General features: G+C 60.2%; 16 protein-coding genes. 4 read left to right on the forward strand and 12 right to left on the reverse strand.

All coding sequences use genetic code 11. The features are described from left to right. Positions 1-27 precede the first annotated feature (27 nt). The 7 genes from greA to grpE form a co-directional block, all read right to left on the reverse strand. Positions 28-504, reverse strand: coding sequence for a transcription elongation factor GreA (gene greA, locus DK261_RS25965; RefSeq protein WP_009042122.1), 477 nt, complete (start codon positions 502-504; stop codon positions 28-30). After that, positions 501-3,722 (reverse strand): carbamoyl-phosphate synthase large subunit, encoded by a 3,222-nt coding sequence (gene carB / locus DK261_RS25970; RefSeq protein ID WP_007920860.1) that lies wholly within the window; start codon positions 3,720-3,722, stop codon positions 501-503. Before carB ends, greA begins: the two co-directional genes overlap by 4 nt. Before the next feature lie 104 nt (positions 3,723-3,826). Continuing rightward, entirely contained in the window at positions 3,827-4,963 is a 1,137-nt protein-coding gene (gene carA, locus DK261_RS25975; protein ID WP_009046927.1) for a glutamine-hydrolyzing carbamoyl-phosphate synthase small subunit, read from the reverse strand. Between the two features lie 258 nt (positions 4,964-5,221). After that, a complete protein-coding gene (dapB, locus tag DK261_RS25980) occupies positions 5,222-6,028 on the reverse strand; it encodes a 4-hydroxy-tetrahydrodipicolinate reductase (protein WP_110176769.1) in 807 nt (268 codons plus the stop codon). A gap of 10 nt (positions 6,029-6,038) precedes the next feature. Beyond that, a complete protein-coding gene (gene dnaJ / locus DK261_RS25985; protein ID WP_007920853.1) occupies positions 6,039-7,163 on the reverse strand; it encodes a molecular chaperone DnaJ in 1,125 nt (374 codons plus the stop codon). Between the two features lie 324 nt (positions 7,164-7,487). Further along, entirely contained in the window at positions 7,488-9,404 is a 1,917-nt protein-coding gene (gene dnaK / locus DK261_RS25990) for a molecular chaperone DnaK (protein WP_025810034.1), read from the reverse strand. 102 nt (positions 9,405-9,506) lie between these two features. Next, positions 9,507-10,073, reverse strand: a complete 567-nt coding sequence (gene grpE / locus DK261_RS25995) for a nucleotide exchange factor GrpE (RefSeq protein ID WP_110176771.1) — start codon at positions 10,071-10,073, stop codon at positions 9,507-9,509. Between the two features lie 252 nt (positions 10,074-10,325). On the opposite strand from grpE, the gene recN reads away from it, so the two are divergent. Beyond that, entirely contained in the window at positions 10,326-11,999 is a 1,674-nt protein-coding gene (gene recN, locus DK261_RS26000) for a DNA repair protein RecN (RefSeq protein ID WP_110176774.1), read from the forward strand. A 90-nt stretch (positions 12,000-12,089) separates the two neighbouring features. Here recN and fur read toward each other — a convergent pair whose 3' ends face one another. After that, a complete protein-coding gene (gene fur / locus DK261_RS26005) occupies positions 12,090-12,494 on the reverse strand; it encodes a ferric iron uptake transcriptional regulator (RefSeq protein ID WP_007920840.1) in 405 nt (134 codons plus the stop codon). A 98-nt stretch (positions 12,495-12,592) separates the two neighbouring features. Between fur and DK261_RS26010 the strand changes: the two genes are divergently transcribed. Then, a complete protein-coding gene (locus tag DK261_RS26010) occupies positions 12,593-13,120 on the forward strand; it encodes an outer membrane protein assembly factor BamE (RefSeq protein ID WP_009046923.1) in 528 nt (175 codons plus the stop codon). Between the two features lie 58 nt (positions 13,121-13,178). Here DK261_RS26010 and DK261_RS26015 read toward each other — a convergent pair whose 3' ends face one another. From DK261_RS26015 to DK261_RS26025, 3 genes are read right to left on the reverse strand one after another with little or no spacing between them, the layout of a single operon-like run. Beyond that, entirely contained in the window at positions 13,179-13,499 is a 321-nt protein-coding gene (locus tag DK261_RS26015; RefSeq protein ID WP_172833384.1) for an RnfH family protein, read from the reverse strand. Beyond that, positions 13,492-13,926, reverse strand: a complete 435-nt coding sequence (locus DK261_RS26020; protein ID WP_009046921.1) for a type II toxin-antitoxin system RatA family toxin — start codon at positions 13,924-13,926, stop codon at positions 13,492-13,494. The genes DK261_RS26015 and DK261_RS26020 overlap by 8 nt, the downstream gene beginning before the upstream one ends. Before the next feature lie 7 nt (positions 13,927-13,933). Beyond that, the gene (locus DK261_RS26025; protein WP_110176776.1) at positions 13,934-15,337 is read right to left on the reverse strand and encodes a sodium-dependent transporter; all 1,404 of its coding nucleotides are present in this window, start codon (positions 15,335-15,337) and stop codon (positions 13,934-13,936) included. A 117-nt stretch (positions 15,338-15,454) separates the two neighbouring features. Between DK261_RS26025 and smpB the strand changes: the two genes are divergently transcribed. After that, the gene (smpB, locus tag DK261_RS26030) at positions 15,455-15,937 is read left to right on the forward strand and encodes an SsrA-binding protein SmpB (protein WP_009046919.1); all 483 of its coding nucleotides are present in this window, start codon (positions 15,455-15,457) and stop codon (positions 15,935-15,937) included. Between the two features lie 81 nt (positions 15,938-16,018). Here smpB and DK261_RS26035 read toward each other — a convergent pair whose 3' ends face one another. Continuing rightward, the gene (locus DK261_RS26035; protein ID WP_009046918.1) at positions 16,019-16,786 is read right to left on the reverse strand and encodes an FCD domain-containing protein; all 768 of its coding nucleotides are present in this window, start codon (positions 16,784-16,786) and stop codon (positions 16,019-16,021) included. A gap of 261 nt (positions 16,787-17,047) precedes the next feature. On the opposite strand from DK261_RS26035, the gene DK261_RS26040 reads away from it, so the two are divergent. Next, entirely contained in the window at positions 17,048-18,733 is a 1,686-nt protein-coding gene (locus DK261_RS26040; protein WP_028681632.1) for a lactate permease LctP family transporter, read from the forward strand. Positions 18,734-18,845 lie beyond the last annotated feature (112 nt).

The following is an 18,845-nucleotide window of genomic DNA, read 5'->3' on the forward strand; positions in this document are numbered from 1 at the left end:
GCGCCTGCATTCAGCAGGCGCCCTCGTTCAGATGTGGCGGACTTCGACAATCTCGTACTCGATCACGCCGCTAGGCGTTTTAACGGCAACCACATCACCCTCTTCCTTGGCGATCAAGGCACGGGCAATGGGCGAACCTACAGAGATCTTTCCGAGCTTGATATCAGCCTCATCCTCACCAACGATCTGGTAAGTGACGCTTTCATCGGTTTCGACGTTGGCGATTTCGACGGTAGTGCCGAAAATCACCTTGCCTGTATGGGGAATGCTCGTCACATCGATGACAACCGAGTTTTGCAGGCGGCCTTCAATGTCACGGATCCGCGCTTCAACCATTCCCTGCTCCTCACGGGCAGCATGGTATTCAGCGTTTTCCTTGAGATCACCGAGCTCACGGGCCTCACCGATGGCCTGGCTCAAGCGTGGCCGCTCGACCTTGCTGAGGAACGTCAACTCTTCTTCCAGGGCCTTGGAGCCCTGGACGGTCATTGGGTATTTATTCATGCCTTCAATCCTGCATGTAGATCCTGCAAGCGGCGCACAGTCTTTTCCGGGCCGAACTTGAGCGCTTCACAGATGGCCTCGCCCGCAGCAATGGTAGTGGTGCAGTAGATCTTGTGCTGCAAGGCGTTACGACGAATGGAATAAGAGTCGGCGATCGACTGACGACCTTCGGTGGTGTTGATGATCAGCGTGACTTCGTCATTCTTGATCATGTCGACCACGTGCGGACGACCTTCAGTCACCTTGTTCACGCGACGCACCTTCAGGCCTGCCGCCTCGATCAGCTTGGCAGTACCGGCAGTGGCGACCACTTCGAAGCCCAAGTTGATCAGATCGCGAGCCACGCCTGCAACCAGTGGCTTGTCATCGTCGCGCACGCTGATGAATGCGGTACCACCGGTCGGCAGCACTTCGCTGGCGCCCATCTGGGCCTTGGCAAAGGCTTCGCCGAAGGTGTCACCAACGCCCATCACTTCGCCGGTCGACTTCATCTCTGGGCCGAGGATCGGGTCGACACCCGGGAACTTGGCGAACGGGAACACCGCTTCCTTGACGCTGTAGAAGTTAGGAATGATTTCCTTGGTGAAGCCCAGTTCTTTCAGGGTCTTACCCGCCATGACGCGCGCGGCGATCATTGCCAGGGAGACACCGATGCACTTGGAAACGAACGGCACGGTACGGGAAGCACGCGGGTTCACCTCGATGACGTAGATCTGCTCGCCCTGCAGGGCCAGCTGTACGTTCATCAGGCCGACCACGCCCAGCTCCAGCGCCATCTTCTTGACCTGTTCGCGCATCTCGTCCTGAATGTGCGCAGGCAGCGAGTATGGCGGCAGCGAGCAAGCAGAGTCACCGGAGTGCACGCCAGCCTGTTCGATGTGCTGCATGATCGCGCCGATCACCACATCCTTGCCGTCGCAGACCGCATCCACATCCATCTCGATGGCGCAGTTGAGGAAGTGGTCCAGCAGCACCGGACTATCATTGGACACTTGCACCGCTTCACGCAGGTAGCGCTTGAGCTCTTCTTCTTCGTAAACGATTTCCATCGCCCGGCCGCCCAGTACATAGGACGGACGCACCACCAGCGGGTAGCCGATCTTGGCCGCGGCACGAATCGCTTCGTCTTCGCTGCGCACAGTGGCGTTTGGTGGTTGACGCAGGTTCAGGCGCTCGACCATCTGCTGGAAGCGCTCACGGTCTTCGGCACGGTCGATGGCGTCAGGGCTGGTACCGATGATCGGCACGCCGGCCGCTTCCAGGGCACGCGCCAACTTCAACGGAGTCTGGCCACCGTACTGGACGATCACGCCTTTTGGCTTCTCGACGCGGACGATTTCCAGCACGTCTTCCAGGGTCACCGGCTCGAAGTACAGGCGATCGGAAGTGTCGTAGTCGGTGGAAACGGTTTCCGGGTTGCAGTTGACCATGATGGTTTCATAACCATCGTCACGCAGCGCCAGTGCCGCGTGCACGCAGCAGTAGTCGAACTCGATGCCCTGGCCGATGCGGTTCGGACCGCCGCCCAGGATCATGATCTTGTCGCGCCCCGAAGGCGCTGCCTCGCACTCTTCCTCGTAGGTCGAGTACAGGTAGGCGGTATCGGTGGCGAACTCGGCGGCGCAGGTGTCGACGCGCTTGTAGACCGGGAACACTTCCAGCTTGTGGCGGTGGGTACGCAGGTTCTTCTCGGTCACGCCCAGCAGCTTGGCCAGACGCTGGTCGGAGAAGCCTTTGCGCTTGAGGCGGAACATCAGGTCGCGGTCGATGGCCGACAGGCCCAGAGTCTTGACCTTCTCCTCTTCCTTGATCAGATCTTCGATCTGCACCAGGAACCAAGGGTCGATCATGTTCATGCCGAAGATCTGCTCGACGGTCATGCCGGCACGGAAGGCGTCAGCCACGTACCAGATGCGCTCGGCGCCCGGCACGGTCAGTTCGCGCTTGAGCACGTTCATGCTTTCCGGGTTGCTCAGGTCGAGCTTCGGATCCAGACCGCAGACCCCCACTTCCAGGCCGCGCAGTGCTTTCTGCAGGGACTCCTGGAAGGTCCGGCCAATGGCCATTACTTCACCCACCGACTTCATCTGAGTGGTCAGGCGAGCGTCAGCCTTGGCGAACTTCTCGAAGGCGAAGCGTGGCAGCTTGGTCACGACGTAATCGATGGACGGCTCGAAGGACGCCGGGGTCTTGCCGCCGGTGATGTCGTTCGACAGTTCGTCCAGGGTGTAACCCACAGCCAGCTTGGCCGCGACCTTGGCAATCGGGAAGCCGGTGGCTTTCGAAGCCAGGGCCGAAGAACGGGATACCCGTGGGTTCATCTCGATCACCACCATGCGGCCAGTGTTCGGGCAGATGCCGAACTGGACGTTGGAGCCGCCGGTTTCCACGCCGATCTCGCGCAGTACCGCCAGGGAGGCGTTACGCAGGATCTGGTATTCCTTGTCGGTCAGGGTCTGTGCTGGAGCCACGGTGATCGAGTCACCGGTGTGCACGCCCATCGGGTCGAAGTTCTCGATCGAGCAAACGATGATGCAGTTGTCCTTTTTATCGCGGACCACCTCCATCTCGTACTCTTTCCAGCCGATCAGCGATTCGTCGATCAGCAGTTCCTTGGTCGGCGACAGGTCCAGGCCGCGGGCGCAGATCTCTTCGAACTCTTCACGGTTGTAGGCGATACCGCCACCGGTGCCGCCCATGGTGAAGGACGGACGGATGATGCACGGGAAGCCCAGCTTTTCGAGAACCGCATTGGCCTCGTCCATGCTGTGGGCGATACCGGAGCGCGGGCACTCCAGGCCGATCGCCTTCATCGCGGTGTCGAAGCGCGAACGGTCTTCAGCCTTGTCGATGGTGTCGGCATTGGCGCCGATCATTTCCACGCCGAACTTCTCCAGAACGCCTTCGCGCTCCAGGTCCAGGGCGCAGTTCAGCGCAGTCTGGCCACCCATGGTCGGCAGCAGAGCGTCCGGACGCTCTTTCTCGATGATCTTGGCAACGGTCTGCCACTTGATCGGCTCGATGTAGGTGGCGTCGGCCATGGCCGGGTCGGTCATGATGGTCGCCGGGTTGGAGTTCACCAGGATGACCCGGTAACCCTCTTCGCGCAGGGCCTTGCAGGCCTGGGCGCCGGAGTAGTCGAATTCGCAGGCCTGGCCGATCACGATCGGGCCAGCGCCGAGAATCAGGATGCTTTTAATGTCTGTACGTTTTGGCATGGGTTGTCACTCAAATCCGCAGGTCAGTCGGCAAGCCGTCTTGATCAAATCTCTGAAGCGCTGAAGGGGCCGCCGAGGCCGGGGCCACCTTCAGGGGCGAGCACTCAGCGTCGCTTGGCCATCTCGTTGATGAAACGATCGAACAGCGGCGCCACATCGTTCGGGCCCGGGCTCGCTTCAGGGTGGCCCTGGAAGCTGAATGCGCTCTTGTCGGTCAGCTCGATACCTTGCAGGGTGCCGTCGAACAGCGACTTGTGGATCGCCCGCACGTTGCCCGGCAGGGTGGCTTCGTCCACCGCAAAACCGTGGTTCTGGCTGGTGATCATCACCACACCGCTGTCCAGGTCCTGGACCGGGTGGTTGGCGCCGTGGTGGCCGTGGCCCATCTTCACTGTCTTGGCGCCGGCGGCCAGTGCCAGCAGTTGGTGGCCCAGACAGATACCGAAGACCGGAATCTCGGTCTCCAGCACGTCCTTGATCGCCTGGATGGCGTAATCGCAAGGCTCGGGGTCGCCAGGGCCGTTGGACAGGAACACACCGTCAGGCTTGAGCGCCAGAGCTTCGCTGGCCGGGGTTTGCGCAGGCACCACGGTCACGCGGCAACCGCGTTCGACCAGCATGCGCAGGATGTTCAGCTTGACGCCGTAGTCGTAGGCAACCACGTGGTAAGGCAGCTCGGAAGCTTCGATGGTCGGATGACTGTCGGTCTTCAGGTTCCAGACACTGGAGCGCCACTCGTAGCTTTCCTTGGTACTGACGACCTTCGCCAGATCCATGCCTTTCAGGCCCGGGAAGCCGCGTGCAGCGGCAATCGCCGCTTCGTCGGAGATATTGTCGCCGGCCATGATGCAGCCGTTCTGCGCACCTTTCTCGCGCAGGATGCGCGTCAGGCGACGGGTGTCGATACCGGCGATCGCCACAACGTTGTTGGCTTTCAGGTAGTCGGACAGGGACAGGGTGTTACGCCAGTTGCTCGCAACCAGAGGCAGGTCGCGAATCACCAGACCGGCCGACCAGACACGATCGGACTCGGCGTCTTCCGGCGTGGTGCCAGTATTGCCGATATGCGGGTAAGTCAGGGTAACGATCTGTTGGGCGTAGGAAGGATCGGTAAGGATTTCCTGATAGCCGGTCATTGCGGTGTTAAACACCACCTCACCAACGGTCTGACCGTCGGCTCCAATGGCTTCGCCGCGAAAAATGCTGCCATCAGCAAGGGCGAGTATGGCTGGCTTAGTCAAGAAGACCTCCCGTAAATAAAGCCTGAAAGGGCGATCGCAGGTTGTAAAAAAGCGGAGTGACGTATGGACACGTCACCCCGCTTCTTCACCGAATTATTCTGCGCGCTTTTAGTGGACACACTAAAGCTGTAGCTTACAGAAAAAGGCTTTTTTGGTCCACCGCTAAAGAGCCTTAAAGGCAGAGGAATGCGACAGAACATCGCTTAGCGGGTAAAAACAGGGCTCAAGCGCGAAGCCTGGCCCTGTTTTGGATGCATCTCAACGCAGATCCAGCACATCCTGCATGTCATAAAGACCCGCCGGACGACCGTCCAGCCACAACGCAGCACGTACCGCACCCTTGGCGAAAGTCATGCGGCTGGAGGCCTTGTGGGTGATCTCCAGGCGCTCGCCCTCGGCGGCGAACAACACGGTGTGATCACCAACCACATCACCACCACGAACCGTGGCGAAACCAATGGTTTCACGCTCGCGGGCACCGGTATGGCCTTCACGGCCATACATCGCGACCTTCTGCAGGTCACGCCCCAGCGCATCGGCAATCACCTCACCCATGCGCAAGGCAGTACCCGAAGGCGCGTCAATCTTGTGCCGGTGATGCGCCTCGATGATTTCGATGTCCGCATCATCGCCCAGCACACGGGCCGCCATGTCGAGCAGCTTCAGCGACAAGTTGACGCCAACGCTGAAGTTGGCGGCGAACACGATCGGAATATCCTTGCCCGCCTCGGCCAGCACCTGCTTTTCCTTGGCGCCCAGCCCCGTGGTACCGATCACCATGGCTTTGCCCGCCTTGCGGCAGAACGCCAGGTTCTTCAGCATCACTTCCGGAAGCGTGAAATCGATCAACACATCGAATTCATCGGCGACCTTTTCCAGGCTGTCGGACATCGGCACACCGATGCGCCCCAGCGATGCCAGCTCGCCAGCATCGGCACCGACCAACGAACTGCCAGGCCGTACGATGGCTGCGGTAAGCCCGGAGAGCGGCGAGCGTTGCTGCACAGCCTCCACCAGGTTCTTGCCCATGCGCCCTGCGGCGCCCATTACAGCTATACGTCGCATGCCGCGCTCCTTACAGGTCGCCAAAGAAGCGCTTCACGCCTTCGAACCAGCCAGTGGTTTTTGGCGAGTGGGTATTATCGTCCGCCAGGGAACCACGCAGCTCTTCGAGCAGCTCACGCTGACGACGACTCAGGTTCACCGGTGTTTCCACCGCAACGCGGCACATCAAGTCGCCAGCGCCACCGCCACGAACCGGAGCCACGCCCTTGCCACGCACGCGGAACTGCTTGCCGGTCTGAGTCCCCTCAGGGATCTTCAGCTTGACCCGGCCATCCAGCGTCGGGATTTCCAACTCGCCACCCAGCGCCGCATCAACGAAGCTGATAGGCACTTCGCAGAACAGGTGCTTGCCGTCGCGCTGGAAGATCGAGTGCTCACGCACATTGATCACCACATACAGGTCGCCCGTAGGGCCACCCTGGGTACCCGCCTCCCCTTCGCCGGACAGACGAATGCGATCGCCGGTATCGACACCCGCCGGCACCTTCACCGACAGCGTCTTGTACTCTTCGACACGGCCTTCGCCGTGACAGGAATCGCACGGGTCGGAAATGATCTTGCCCTGACCATGGCAGCGCGGGCAGGTCTGCTGCACCGAGAAGAAGCCCTGCTGCATACGCACCTGGCCAATACCGCCACAGGTCGGACAGGTAACGGGCGAGGAGCCTTTCTTGGCACCCGAGCCATCGCAAGGCTTGCAGTTGACCAGCGTCGGAACGCGGATATTCACGGTGGTACCGCGCACCGCCTCTTCCAGGTTCAGCTCCAGGGTGTAGCGCAAGTCGCTGCCACGCTGAGCGCCGCCACGGGAGCCGCCACGACCGCCACCAAAGAAATCACTGAAGACATCGCCAAAGATGTCGGAGAAGTTCTGGCCACCGAAACCGGCGCCACCACCGCCCATGCTCGGATCGACACCGGCATGACCGTACTGGTCATAAGCCGCGCGCTTGCTCGAGTCAGACAATACTTCGTAGGCCTCGTTGGCCTCCTTGAACATATCTTCCGACGCTTTGTCGCCGGGATTACGGTCCGGGTGATGCTTCATCGCCAGACGGCGGTAAGCCTTTTTCAGGTCGGCTTCGCTCGAGCCTCGCTCCACACCCAATACTTCGTAATAGTCACGCTTTGCCATAAGTCTTCGCACTCTTAAGGACGTTCGACAACGCTCTCCTGAGCCTCGTCAAACTCGTTGAGCCCCAATACAGGCCCGGACCCAACTCACGTCAATTCAACGATCCTGGTCTTGGATAGACGACCAACAGACTGGCCGACAATTGCGGTAATCCCGAACGGAAAGCAGGAGCATTTCCGACCGTACCGCCAGCGCGCGAAAAGAGCCGCACGCCGTAAAAAATTCGCTTGCTCCAGACACGCCAACGCGGGAGCAAGCTCCCGCGCGGCGACATCCTACCAGTCACCGCACAAAGGCAGTCAACCGGCCGACCGACAAGCAGTCTTACTTGTGGTCTTTTACTTCTTCGAACTCGGCGTCGACGACGTCATCGGCTTTCTCGGCCGACTCAGCCTGCGAAGCTGCGCCTTCTGCCGGCTGAGCCTGCTCGGCGTACATCTTCTGGGCAACCGGAGCCGACACTTTCGACAGCTCTTCGACCTTGGCGTCGATGGCAGCCTTGTCGTCGCCTTTGATAGCGGCTTCAAGGGCAACCACGGCAGCTTCGATCGCGGTCTTCTCTTCAGCGGTCACTTTGTCGCCCGCATCAGCGATCATCTTGCGAGTCGAGTGAACCAGGGCATCGCCTTGGTTACGCGCGCTGGCCAGCTCTTCGAACTTGCGGTCTTCTTCGGCGTTGACTTCAGCATCACGAACCATCTGCTGAATTTCTTCCTCGGACAGACCGGAGTTGGCCTTGATCACGATCGACTGGGTCTTGCCGGTCGCCTTGTCTTTCGCACCTACGTGCAGGATGCCGTTGGCGTCGATGTCGAAGGTCACTTCGATTTGCGGCACGCCACGTGGAGCTGGCGGGATCTCGGCCAGGTCGAACTTGCCCAGGGACTTGTTCTGCGCGGCTTGCTTACGCTCGCCCTGCAGCACGTGAATGGTCACTGCGCCCTGGTTGTCGTCGGCAGTCGAGAACACTTGCGATTTCTTGGTAGGAATCGTGGTGTTTTTCTCGATCAGCGCGGTCATCACGCCACCCATGGTTTCGATACCCAGGGTCAGCGGGCTGACGTCCAGCAGCAGCACGTCTTTCACGTCACCGGCCAGTACCGCGCCCTGGATGGCAGCACCCATGGCAACAGCTTCGTCCGGGTTCACGTCCTTGCGTGCTTCCTTACCGAAGAAATCGGTCACCAGCTTCTGCACCAGCGGCATACGGGTCTGACCGCCGACCAGGATCACGTCGTCGATCTTGCTGACGTCGATACCAGCGTCTTTCATGGCGATGCGGCAAGGCTCGATGGTGCGCTGAACCAGGTCTTCAACCAGCGATTCCAGCTTGGCGCGGGATATCTTCACGTTCAGGTGCTTAGGACCGGTGGCGTCTGCAGTGATGTACGGCAGGTTGACGTCGGTCTGCTGGCTCGAAGACAGCTCGATCTTGGCCTTTTCAGCAGCTTCTTTCAGGCGCTGCATGGCCAGCGGGTCACCCTTGAGGTTCATGCCGCTTTCTTTCTTGAACTCGTCCACGAGGTAGTCGATCAGACGGATGTCGAAGTCTTCACCACCGAGGAAGGTGTCACCGTTGGTTGCCAGTACTTCGAACTGGTGCTCGCCATCGACTTCAGCGATTTCGATCACGGAAACGTCGAAGGTACCGCCACCCAGGTCATAAACGATCACGGTGTGATCGCCCTTGGCCTTGTCCATGCCGTAAGCCAGAGCGGCCGCGGTTGGTTCGTTGATGATACGTTTTACGTCCAGGCCCGCGATGCGGCCGGCGTCTTTGGTCGCCTGGCGCTGGCTGTCGTTGAAGTAGGCCGGAACGGTGATCACCGCTTCGGTCACAGCTTCGCCGAGATAGTCTTCGGCGGTCTTCTTCATTTTCTTGAGGATTTCAGCCGAGATCTGTGGCGGAGCCATTTTCTGGCCGTTCACTTCAACCCAGGCGTCGTTGTTGTCAGCCTTGACGATCTTGTAAGGGACCATCTGGATGTCTTTCTGCACGACTTCTTCGTCGAAACGACGACCGATCAGACGCTTCACCGCGTACAGGGTGTTATGCGGATTGGTCACTGCCTGACGCTTGGCCGACTGGCCAACCAGAATTTCGCCATCGTTGGCGTAAGCGATGATGGACGGCGTGGTACGCGCGCCTTCAGCGTTTTCGATAACTTTTACGTTGCCGTTTTCAAGAATGGAGACGCAGGAGTTGGTAGTCCCCAGGTCGATACCGATAATTTTGCCCATGTTAACTCTCCCGAAACTTTAGATTTTGTTGCCGCAGCAGTGGTGGCCGACTGCGGTAGCACTTAAACGCTTGGCCTATAAATGGGGGCCCTGTGCGCGATTTCAAGCCTTCTCGTCAATCGAAGGCGAAACCGGTGCAGGCGCCTTGCTGACCACGACCATGGCCGGGCGCAGCAGGCGGCCGTTGAGCTGATAGCCCTTCTGGAACACCTTGAGAACGCTGTTCGGCTCGACGTCGGCACTTTCCTGCATGGCCATCGCCTGGTGCTGTTCAGCGTTGAACGGTTCGCCATGCGGGTCGATCGCTTCCAGTTGATAACGCTTCAGGGTGTCCTGGAACATCTTCAGAGTCAGCTCGATACCTTCACGCATCGGACGAATGCTCTCGTCGTCCGGGCTGGACAACTCAAGACCGCGCTCGAGGCTGTCGATCACCGGCAGCAGGTCGCCAGCAAAACGCTCGAGGGCGAATTTGTGAGCTTTTTCTACATCCTGCTCGGCACGGCGGCGGACGTTCTGCAGATCGGCCGCAACACGCAGTGCCTGATCCTGAGCGCCAGCCAACTGCTCTTCGAGCACTTGCACACGAGCCGCCAGATCTTCGCCCGAAGCCTCAGGGGCATGATTGGCGTCGGGGTTTTGCGTATCCAGCGTCTGTTCGTCAGCCATAAAATTCTCCTTTCAATATCGTCCGTGAGCTCAACTCACGCTTCTGCCCCGGTATATGGGGCCGCATTTTTCAGGTTCAAGGGCTGCGCCCTCGGCAAAAATCATTGCGCGAGGCAAAACGCCGCTCACCAACCATTCCCACACGCGATAAAAAAATCCACCAAACAAGCGAATCGAGCTAAGGCCGGGCATTGTCAGCCGAAAACAAAACACTGTATAAATAACCAGACCTAAAGCTTGGGAGCGGCCTTTATGCTGGTGCACCTGTCCGTACACAACTACGCCATCGTTGAACATCTCGATCTGGAACTGGATCGCGGGATGAGCGTCATCACGGGTGAAACCGGCGCCGGCAAGTCGATCATGCTCGACGCCCTGGGGCTGACCCTGGGTGATCGCGCCGACAGCGGCGTGGTACGCCCAGGCGCCGACAAGGCCGACATTCTCGCCACCTTCGACCTGGAAGACATCCCCGAGGCACGCACCTGGCTCGCCGAACGCGACCTGGACAACGACAGCCCGTGCATACTGCGCCGGGTCATCACCGCCGAAGGCCGTTCCCGCGGCTATATCAACGGTTCTCCCTGCCCGCTAGGCGACCTCAAGGCCCTCGGCGAACTGCTGATCGATATCCACAGCCAGCATGAACACCAGTCGCTGCTGAAAACCGACACCCACCGCCGCCTGCTTGACGAGTACGCCGGCGCCACCGACCTGGCCCGCCAGGTATCGCTGGCCGCCCAGCGCTGGCGCCAGACCCGCCAGGAGCTGGAGCGCCTGTCCAACTCCGGGGACGAGCAGCGGGCTCGCCACCAGCTCCTCAGCTATCAGCTGGAGGAACTGGAGAACCTTGCCCTCGGCGAAAACGAACTTGAGCAACTGGAGCTCGAACATAAAAACCTGACCAATGCCGAAAGCCTGCTGGGCATCTGCCGGCAGGTCGTCGAGCATTGCAGCGAAAGCGATTCGGGTAACGTCCTCAGCGCCCTGACAGTGAGCCTCAATCGCCTGTCGAGCATCGGCAACACCTCCGGCGCCCTGGCGGAAGCCACCAACCTGCTGGCCAGCGCGCAAATCCAGGTCGAAGAGGCCGTCGGCGAACTGAATCGCTTCGTCGACCATTTCGATGCGGACCCGGCGCGCCTGCAACAACTGGAGGAGCGGCTGGACGCCATCTATACCCTGGCTCGCAAGCACCGGATCCAGCCCACCGAGGTGTCGGCCATGCAGCAGAAACTGCTGGAGGAAATCGAGACCCTGGATGCCAACGACGAGTCCATCGAGCGCCTGGGCGACGAACTGAAATCCTTTGCCCGGCATTATCACGAAAAGGCCAGGGAGCTGAGCGAGCTGCGCCAGCAGGCGGCAACCAGCCTGGCCAGCACCGTCGAACAGGAAATCCAGCGCCTGGGCATGCCCGGGGGCCGATTCACCATTGAACTGCACGCCAACAGCAGCGACGAGTTGCAGCCCAATGGCCTCGAACAGGTCGAGCTGCTGGTCAGCGCCAACCCCGGCCAGCCGCTCAAGGCCCTGGCCAAAGTGGCATCCGGGGGCGAGCTGTCGCGGATCAGCCTGGCGATCCAGGTGATTACCGCGCAGACCTCTCGCGTCCCGACCCTGGTATTCGACGAGGTGGACGTCGGCATCGGCGGCCCGACCGCGGAAATCGTCGGTCAGCTGCTACGCCGCCTCGGCGAGCGCGGCCAGGTCTTGACGGTCACCCACTTGCCGCAGGTGGCAGCCCAGGGCCATCAACATCTTTTTGTGCACAAGGTGCGCGGCAGCGATGCGACTCACACCGCGGTGTCCAAACTGGGCAAGACCGAGCGGATCGAAGAGGTAGCGCGCATGCTGGGTGGCATCGACCTGACCAAGGAGTCGCTGGCCCACGCGAAAAAAATGGTGGTGACCGCCAAGGCCTGAGTCACTGCCACTTTAATAAAGAGCAGAAAGCACGAAGGCGACCCTTGGGTCGCCTTCGATCGTTTCGCGGACAACATCCGCGCGACATGCTTATTTCTTCGTGCGTACGTACAGCACCAAGTTGTGATCCACCAACTCGAAGCCATGCTTCTCGACAATCGCCTTCTGAAGCTTCTCGATTTCTTCGTCGAAGAATTCGATCACTTCACCGGAATCCACGTTGACCATGTGGTCGTGGTGACCGCCGTCAGCCAGTTCGAATACAGCATGACCACCATCAAAATTGTGGCGTACCACAAGGCCCGCTGCTTCAAACTGGGTCAGAACACGGTAAACCGTGGCCAGACCGACATCCTCGCCAGCTTCCATCAGCGCCTTGTAAACATCCTCGGCACTCATGTGTCGCTGCTCGGCGGAATCGAGCATTTGTAGAATTTTGACCCGTGGCAGAGTCACTTTAAGGCCGGCTTTACGTAGTTCGCTATTTTCAACCATGGTCAGCTTTCTCGCGGATGCTGCTTCGCAGCTCCTCTTAATGCGGGTATGATCGGGGTTTACGTTGTCCCAGCCAAGATAGTGGAAGTCGCCCACCGATGCAAAACACCAAGCTCTTGCTAACCAGTTTCACCTTCGTGGGACTGCTCGCACTCGCCGGTTGTTCATTCCCCGGGGTTTACAAAATCGACATCCAGCAGGGCAATGTCGTCACGCAGGACATGATAGACCAGTTACGCCCGGGAATGACCCGCCGGCAAGTACGGTTTATCATGGGCAACCCTCTGTTGACCGACACGTTCCACGCCGATCGCTGGGATTATCTGTACAGCCTGCAGCCAGGTGGCGGTGAACGCCAGCAGGAGCGCGTCAGCGTTATCTTCAACGGTAACGACCAACTGGTCAGCCTTTCCGGTGACTTCATGCCTGGCGTAAGCCGTGACGAAGCCATCCTGGGCAAGGACAGCGGCACTACCGTGACCGCCCCGGGCGAAAACGCCGAGCAGCCAAAACCGGAAAAGCCGGCTAAGCCTGGCTCTCTGCTCGATCAGATCCAGAAGGACGTCGACAACGTCGAAACCGTTCCGGTGCCGACACCAGAACCTCTGGACACCTCGCCGCAATAATTTGTGGTGGAATAAAAAAGCCCGGCGAGTCCGGGCTTTTTGTTGTCTGTCGATTCGTTCAGGACTCTGAAGTACGAGCCCGGGCCTGCGCCGCCTTTGCCGCGCGCAGACGTCGAACTTCTTTAGGATCGGCCAGCAACGGACGGTAGATTTCGATGCGATCGTCCGCCCGAACCGGCTGAGTTCCAGGGTCCGCAACCGCTTTGCCAAAGATCCCCAGCGGGCAACTGTCCAGGTCCAGCTCTGGAAATTGCGCACCTATCCCGGAGCTTTTCACTGCCGCACGGACAGTAGTCCCCGTCGGCACCGCAACACTGAGCAATACCTGCCGGTCGACCGCGGCATACACCACCTCGACCTCGATCATTGGCTCAAGCATGCAACTGCTTGGCCCGCTGACAGAACGCATCGACCAGGGTATTGGCCGCCTGGTTGAACAGCGGTCCCAAGGTCGCGCGAACCAGTGGACCGGCGTAGTCGAACGACAAATCCAGGCTGATCTTGCAGGCCTTGTCACCCAACGGCTTGAAAACCCACACGCCGTGCAACTGGTTGAACGGCCCTTCTTCCAGGTTCATCTCGATCGACTGGCCCGGCACCAGGGTATTACGCGTCACGAAATGCTGGCTGAGCCCACCCTTGGCAACCGCCAGGCTGGCGCGCATCTGCACCTCGCTGCTCTCCAGCACCTCGGCCGACGAGCACCAGGGTAGAAACTCCGGGTAGCGCGCCACGTCATTGACCAGGTCGTACAAAAACTGCGCCGGATAAGGCAGCAGGGCCGAGCGTTGAATATGTGTCGTCATGTCAGCGTCATTTCCACAACTGGGCGGCAAACACTATAAGAATGCCGATGGGCGCCACATAGCGCATCAAAAACAGGGTCAGGGCAAAAAGCAGCGGGCTGCGAATCGACAGCTCATCACGAACCGCCTCGCGCCCCATCACCCAACCCGCAAACACCACAAAGCAGAGGCCACCCAAGGGCAACATGATCCGCGAGGTGAAGAAATCGATCACCCCGAAGAAATCCAGACCACCCGCCGCCCCCCATTGGTAGAGGTGGAAAGCCCCGCCTTCGTTCACGAAAAACTTGGCCTGCTGCCAGATATTGAAGGAAAACACCGTTCCCAATCCGACGAACCAGCAGGTAAACGCCAGCCAGAATGTCACCCAGCCGCGGCGGATTCGGGTCCGCTCCACCAGGTAAGCCACCATCGGCTCCAACAGCGAAATCGCCGAGCTCCAGGCGGCAATGGCCACCAGGACAAAAAACACCACGCCCATCAACTGGCCGAACGCCACATTACCAAAGGCAAAAGGCAAACTGACAAACATCAGCCCCGGACCTTCACTCGGGTTCAGCCCGGCGGCAAACACGATCGGGAACAGCGCCAGCCCCGCCAGCAGTGAAACGAAGGTATCCAGCAGCGCCACGCCGACAATAGTGCCGGAAATGGACGAATGCTTCGGCATGTAAGCGCCGTAGATCATGATGGAACCGACACCGACGCTCAGGGAAAAGAACGCATGCCCCATGGCCGGCAACAGGCCGTCGAGCAGCTTGTCGGTGCTGAAGTCGAACATGAAATGCACGCCTTCCATGAAATGCCCAGTGGTCATGCTGTAACCCAGCAGGATCACCAGCATCACGAACAGCAGCGGCATCATGATCCGCAGGCTGCGCTCAAGACCGGCCACCACACCCTTGGCGATGACGGCCGCCGACAACAACATGAACAGCGTGTGCCACAGCGTCAGCCGCCAGGGGTCGGCGATCACATTGCCGAAATAGGCGCCGACCTGATCCGCCGTCACACCCTGGAAATCGCCACGACCCATATCGATGATGTAGCCCAGCGACCAACCACCGACCACGCTGTAAAAGGAAAGAATCAACAAGGCAGTGATCATTCCGGCGAACGCGCCCCAGGACCACTTGGCCGAATGCCCGGCTTCCAGGGCCAGCGCCTTCAAGGCATTGGCCGGGCTTTGCCGGGCGCGACGGCCGATCAGGGTTTCCGCCAGCATCACCGGCACGCCGATCAGTGCGATGCAGGCCAGAAATACCAGGACAAAGGCGCCACCACCGTAGACGCCGACCATGTAAGGGAATTTCCAGATACTGCCCAGGCCCACGGCAGAACCAGTCGCAGCGAGTATGAAAACCCAGCGACTGGCCCAGCCGCCGTGGACAGAAACCTTGTCCGTCGACATCAAAAACGCGCCCAACCGAGAAAAAAGAGCGCGCATTGTCCGGGATTCACTCAACCTGCTCAAGCACGCTGCTTCACCGTAGCCGACACGCGTGCAACTGCCTATAATGCCGCCCCTATGGCTAAACAGAAGAAACACCCAACAGGGACCATCGCGCAAAATAAAAAGGCGCGTCACGATTACTTCATCGAGCATCGGTTCGAGGCTGGCATGGTCCTGGCCGGCTGGGAAGTAAAGAGTCTGCGTGCAGGCAAGGCACAACTGGTCGACAGTTACGTGCTGCTCAAGGACGGCGAGGCCTGGCTGCTGGGCAGCCACTTCACGCCGCTGACCACCGCCAGCACCCATGTGATCGCCGACCCCGTGCGCTCGCGCAAACTGCTGCTCAACAAGCGCGAGCTGGAGAAGCTGTTCGCATCCGTGCAGCAGAAGGGTTATGCCTGCGTGTGCCTGTCGCTCTACTGGAGCAAGCACATGGTCAAGTGCGAGATCGCACTCGGCAAGGGCAAGAAGGAATACGACAAGCGTCACACCGAACGCGAGCGCGACTCCGATCGTGAGTTGCATCGCGCGGTGCGCAACAAGGGCAAGGAAGAGTAACGCCCTTCTGCCTTGATGCCATGATCGCGAGCCAGCTCGTTCCTACCAGGAGCGAGCTGGCCGGCGATGAATCCTTCCAGACTAAATCCCCTTGCGCCGCTCGGCCCGGGCCACGCGCTGCACTTCCTGACGCACCTCCTCCAATACTTCCTGCACATACAGAATGTGCCGGCTGGAGACTTCGCGCGCCTGCTCGGCACGCCCTTCGATAATCGCCTGGTACAGATCGCGGTGCTGGCTGATCAGCATGTCGCGGGTTTCGGTGCGCTGCTTGTACATGCCGCCAATGTTGGTCACCACGTTGCGCTTGAGCAGATCGAACAGCCCCCGAATGGTGTGCAGCAATACGGCGTTGTGGCTGGCCTCGGCAATTGCCAGGTGAAATTGCGCGTCCGCCGCGCCCTCCTCCGCCCGGCTCGCATCACCTGCCCGGGAATAGCAGTCCTGCAATTCCTCGAAGGCCGCCGTGAGCCGTTCACGATCCACGTCGGTGGCACGCAACGCGGCGTAATAGGCGCATGAAGCTTCCAGGGTGTGGCGAAACTCCAGCAAGTCACGCTGGGCTTCAGGGTTGCTTTCCAGCAACTGCAGCAGCGGATCGCTGAAGGTCGAGCCCAGCGACTCCACCACATAGTTGCCGCCGCCCTGGCGACTGACCAGCAAGCCCTTGGCCGTGAGTTTCTGGATCGCCTCGCGCAACGAAGGCCGCGAGACACCGAACTGCTCCGCCAACGCACGCTCTGCCGGCAGGCGCTCACCGGACTTCAGCGTGCCCTCGAGGATCATCCCCTCGAGCCGCTCGACAATGTCGTCAGACAAACGGCGCTGACGAATCTGATCAAACCCCATAACTCACTCTCCACGATCCCGACCGCGCGCCGGGCTCTCTATTCTGGCCTATCGGGGCTGCGCCAGCACCTATCAGAACGCACGTCGGCAAGCGGATCAGAAGTCATCTGCACCGCACCTTCGACAAAAGTTTTAGGGCGGCAAATTGACACACCGCTCACAAGGCTTTTACCCTAGCCAACAGCGATTGTAAATTGGTCTTACCAATTAACCAAATACGCTGACCAGTGCCTGACCAACAACAATTAGGGGCCACCCCATATGCAAACCTGGCAACAGCTCTACAGCCCGCTCGGCAGCCTCGGCCTGTCCGCCCTCGCCGCCGTCATCCCGATCGTCTTCTTCTTCCTGGCTCTGGCCGTGTTCCGTCTCAAAGGACACGTCGCCGGCAGCATTACCCTGGCACTGTCGATTCTGGTGGCGATCTTCGCCTTCCAGATGCCTGCCGATATGGCCCTCGCCGCCGCCGGCTATGGATTTGCCTACGGTCTGTGGCCCATCGCCTGGATCATCGTCGCCGCCGTCTTCCTCTACAAACTGACGGTCAAGAGCGGCCAGTTCGAGGTCATCCGCAGCTCGGTGCTGTCGATCACCGACGACCAGCGCCTGCAGGTGCTGCTGATCGGTTTCTGCTTCGGGGCCTTCCTCGAAGGCGCCGCCGGTTTCGGCGCTCCCGTCGCCATTACCGCCGCGCTGCTGGTCGGCCTGGGGTTCAACCCACTGTACGCCGCCGGCCTGTGCCTGATCGCCAACACCGCGCCGGTGGCCTTTGGCGCTCTGGGCATTCCGATCATCGTGGCGGGCCAGGTGACCGGCATCGACGCGTTCAAAATCGGTGCCATGACCGGTCGCCAGCTGCCGCTGCTGTCGCTGTTCGTACCGTTCTGGCTGGTGTTCATGATGGATGGCCTGCGCGGTGTCAAAGAGACCTGGCCCGCGGCGCTGGTGGCCGGCCTGAGCTTTGCCGTGACCCAGTACTTCACCTCGAACTTCATCGGCCCGGAGCTGCCGGACATCACCTCGGCCCTGGCCAGCCTGATTGCCCTGACCCTGTTCCTCAAGGTCTGGCAACCCAAGCGTTCGTTCGCCGCGGCCACCGCCAGCGTCGGCGCCGCTGCCGTGCGCAACGGCGGTTTCGGCCAGCCGCGCACCACCCAGCCTTCGCCGTACAGCTTCGGTGAAATCTTCAAGGCCTGGTCGCCGTTCCTGATCCTCACCGTGCTGGTCACTATCTGGACCCTCAAGCCGTTCAAGGCGATGTTCGCTGCCGGCGGCTCGATGTACAGCTGGGTATTCAACTTCGCGATTCCGCACCTGGATCAACTGGTGATCAAGAGCGCGCCGATCGTCGCCACCCCGACTGCGATTCCGGCGGTGTTCAAGCTCGACCCGATTTCCGCGACCGGCACGGCGATTTTCTTCTCCGCGCTGATCTCGATGCTGGTGCTGAAGATCAATTTCAAAACTGGTCTGACCACTTTGAAAGAGACCTTCTACGAACTGCGCTGGCCGATCCTCTCCATCGGCATGGTGCTGGCCTTCGCCTTTGTCACCAACTACTCCGGCATGTCCTCGACCATGGCCCTGGTGCTGGCCGGTACCGGTGCGGCGTTCCCGTTCTTCTCGCCATTCCTCGGCTGGCTGGGGGTGTTCCTGACCGGTTCGGATACGTCGTCCAACGCCCTGTTCAGCTCGCTGCAAGCCACCACCGCGCACCAGATCGGCGTCAACGACACCCTGCTGGTGGCGGCCAACACCAGCGGCGGCGTGACCGGCAAGATGATCTCGCCGCAATCGATCGCCGTGGCCTGCGCCGCCACCGGCCTGGTGGGCAAGGAATCGGACCTGTTCCGCTTTACCCTCAAGCACAGCCTATTCTTTGCCACCATCGTCGGCCTGATCACCCTGGCCCAGGCCTACTGGTTCACCGGCATGCTGGTGCACTGATAGCGACACCGAAAGAACCGACGCCGGCCCACACGTGCGGCGCCTGCAACTCACATCCCGGTCTGCAAGGCTGCTGAAAGCTTGGCTCTCTATATTCAGCAGCCGCGGCAGA

This window comes from Pseudomonas sp. RW409 (assembly GCF_003184125.1).
In the GTDB taxonomy this organism is placed as follows: domain Bacteria; phylum Pseudomonadota; class Gammaproteobacteria; order Pseudomonadales; family Pseudomonadaceae; genus Aquipseudomonas; species Aquipseudomonas chlororaphis_I.

Coding starts and splice junctions, on each gene's coding strand:
- greA (WP_009042122.1), bottom strand. CDS start 504: ATGAATAAATACCCAATGACCGTCCAGGGCTCCAAGGCCCTGGAAGAA.
- carB (WP_007920860.1), bottom strand. CDS start 3,722: ATGCCAAAACGTACAGACATTAAAAGCATCCTGATTCTCGGCGCTGGC.
- dapB (WP_110176769.1), bottom strand. CDS start 6,028: ATGCGACGTATAGCTGTAATGGGCGCCGCAGGGCGCATGGGCAAGAAC.
- dnaJ (WP_007920853.1), bottom strand. CDS start 7,163: ATGGCAAAGCGTGACTATTACGAAGTATTGGGTGTGGAGCGAGGCTCG.
- dnaK (WP_025810034.1), bottom strand. CDS start 9,404: ATGGGCAAAATTATCGGTATCGACCTGGGGACTACCAACTCCTGCGTC.
- grpE (WP_110176771.1), bottom strand. CDS start 10,073: ATGGCTGACGAACAGACGCTGGATACGCAAAACCCCGACGCCAATCAT.
- recN (WP_110176774.1), top strand. CDS start 10,326: ATGCTGGTGCACCTGTCCGTACACAACTACGCCATCGTTGAACATCTC.
- fur (WP_007920840.1), bottom strand. CDS start 12,494: ATGGTTGAAAATAGCGAACTACGTAAAGCCGGCCTTAAAGTGACTCTG.
- DK261_RS26010 (WP_009046923.1), top strand. CDS start 12,593: ATGCAAAACACCAAGCTCTTGCTAACCAGTTTCACCTTCGTGGGACTG.
- DK261_RS26015 (WP_172833384.1), bottom strand. CDS start 13,499: ATGCTTGAGCCAATGATCGAGGTCGAGGTGGTGTATGCCGCGGTCGAC.
- DK261_RS26020 (WP_009046921.1), bottom strand. CDS start 13,926: ATGACGACACATATTCAACGCTCGGCCCTGCTGCCTTATCCGGCGCAG.
- DK261_RS26025 (WP_110176776.1), bottom strand. CDS start 15,337: ATGTCGACGGACAAGGTTTCTGTCCACGGCGGCTGGGCCAGTCGCTGG.
- smpB (WP_009046919.1), top strand. CDS start 15,455: ATGGCTAAACAGAAGAAACACCCAACAGGGACCATCGCGCAAAATAAA.
- DK261_RS26035 (WP_009046918.1), bottom strand. CDS start 16,786: ATGGGGTTTGATCAGATTCGTCAGCGCCGTTTGTCTGACGACATTGTC.
- DK261_RS26040 (WP_028681632.1), top strand. CDS start 17,048: ATGCAAACCTGGCAACAGCTCTACAGCCCGCTCGGCAGCCTCGGCCTG.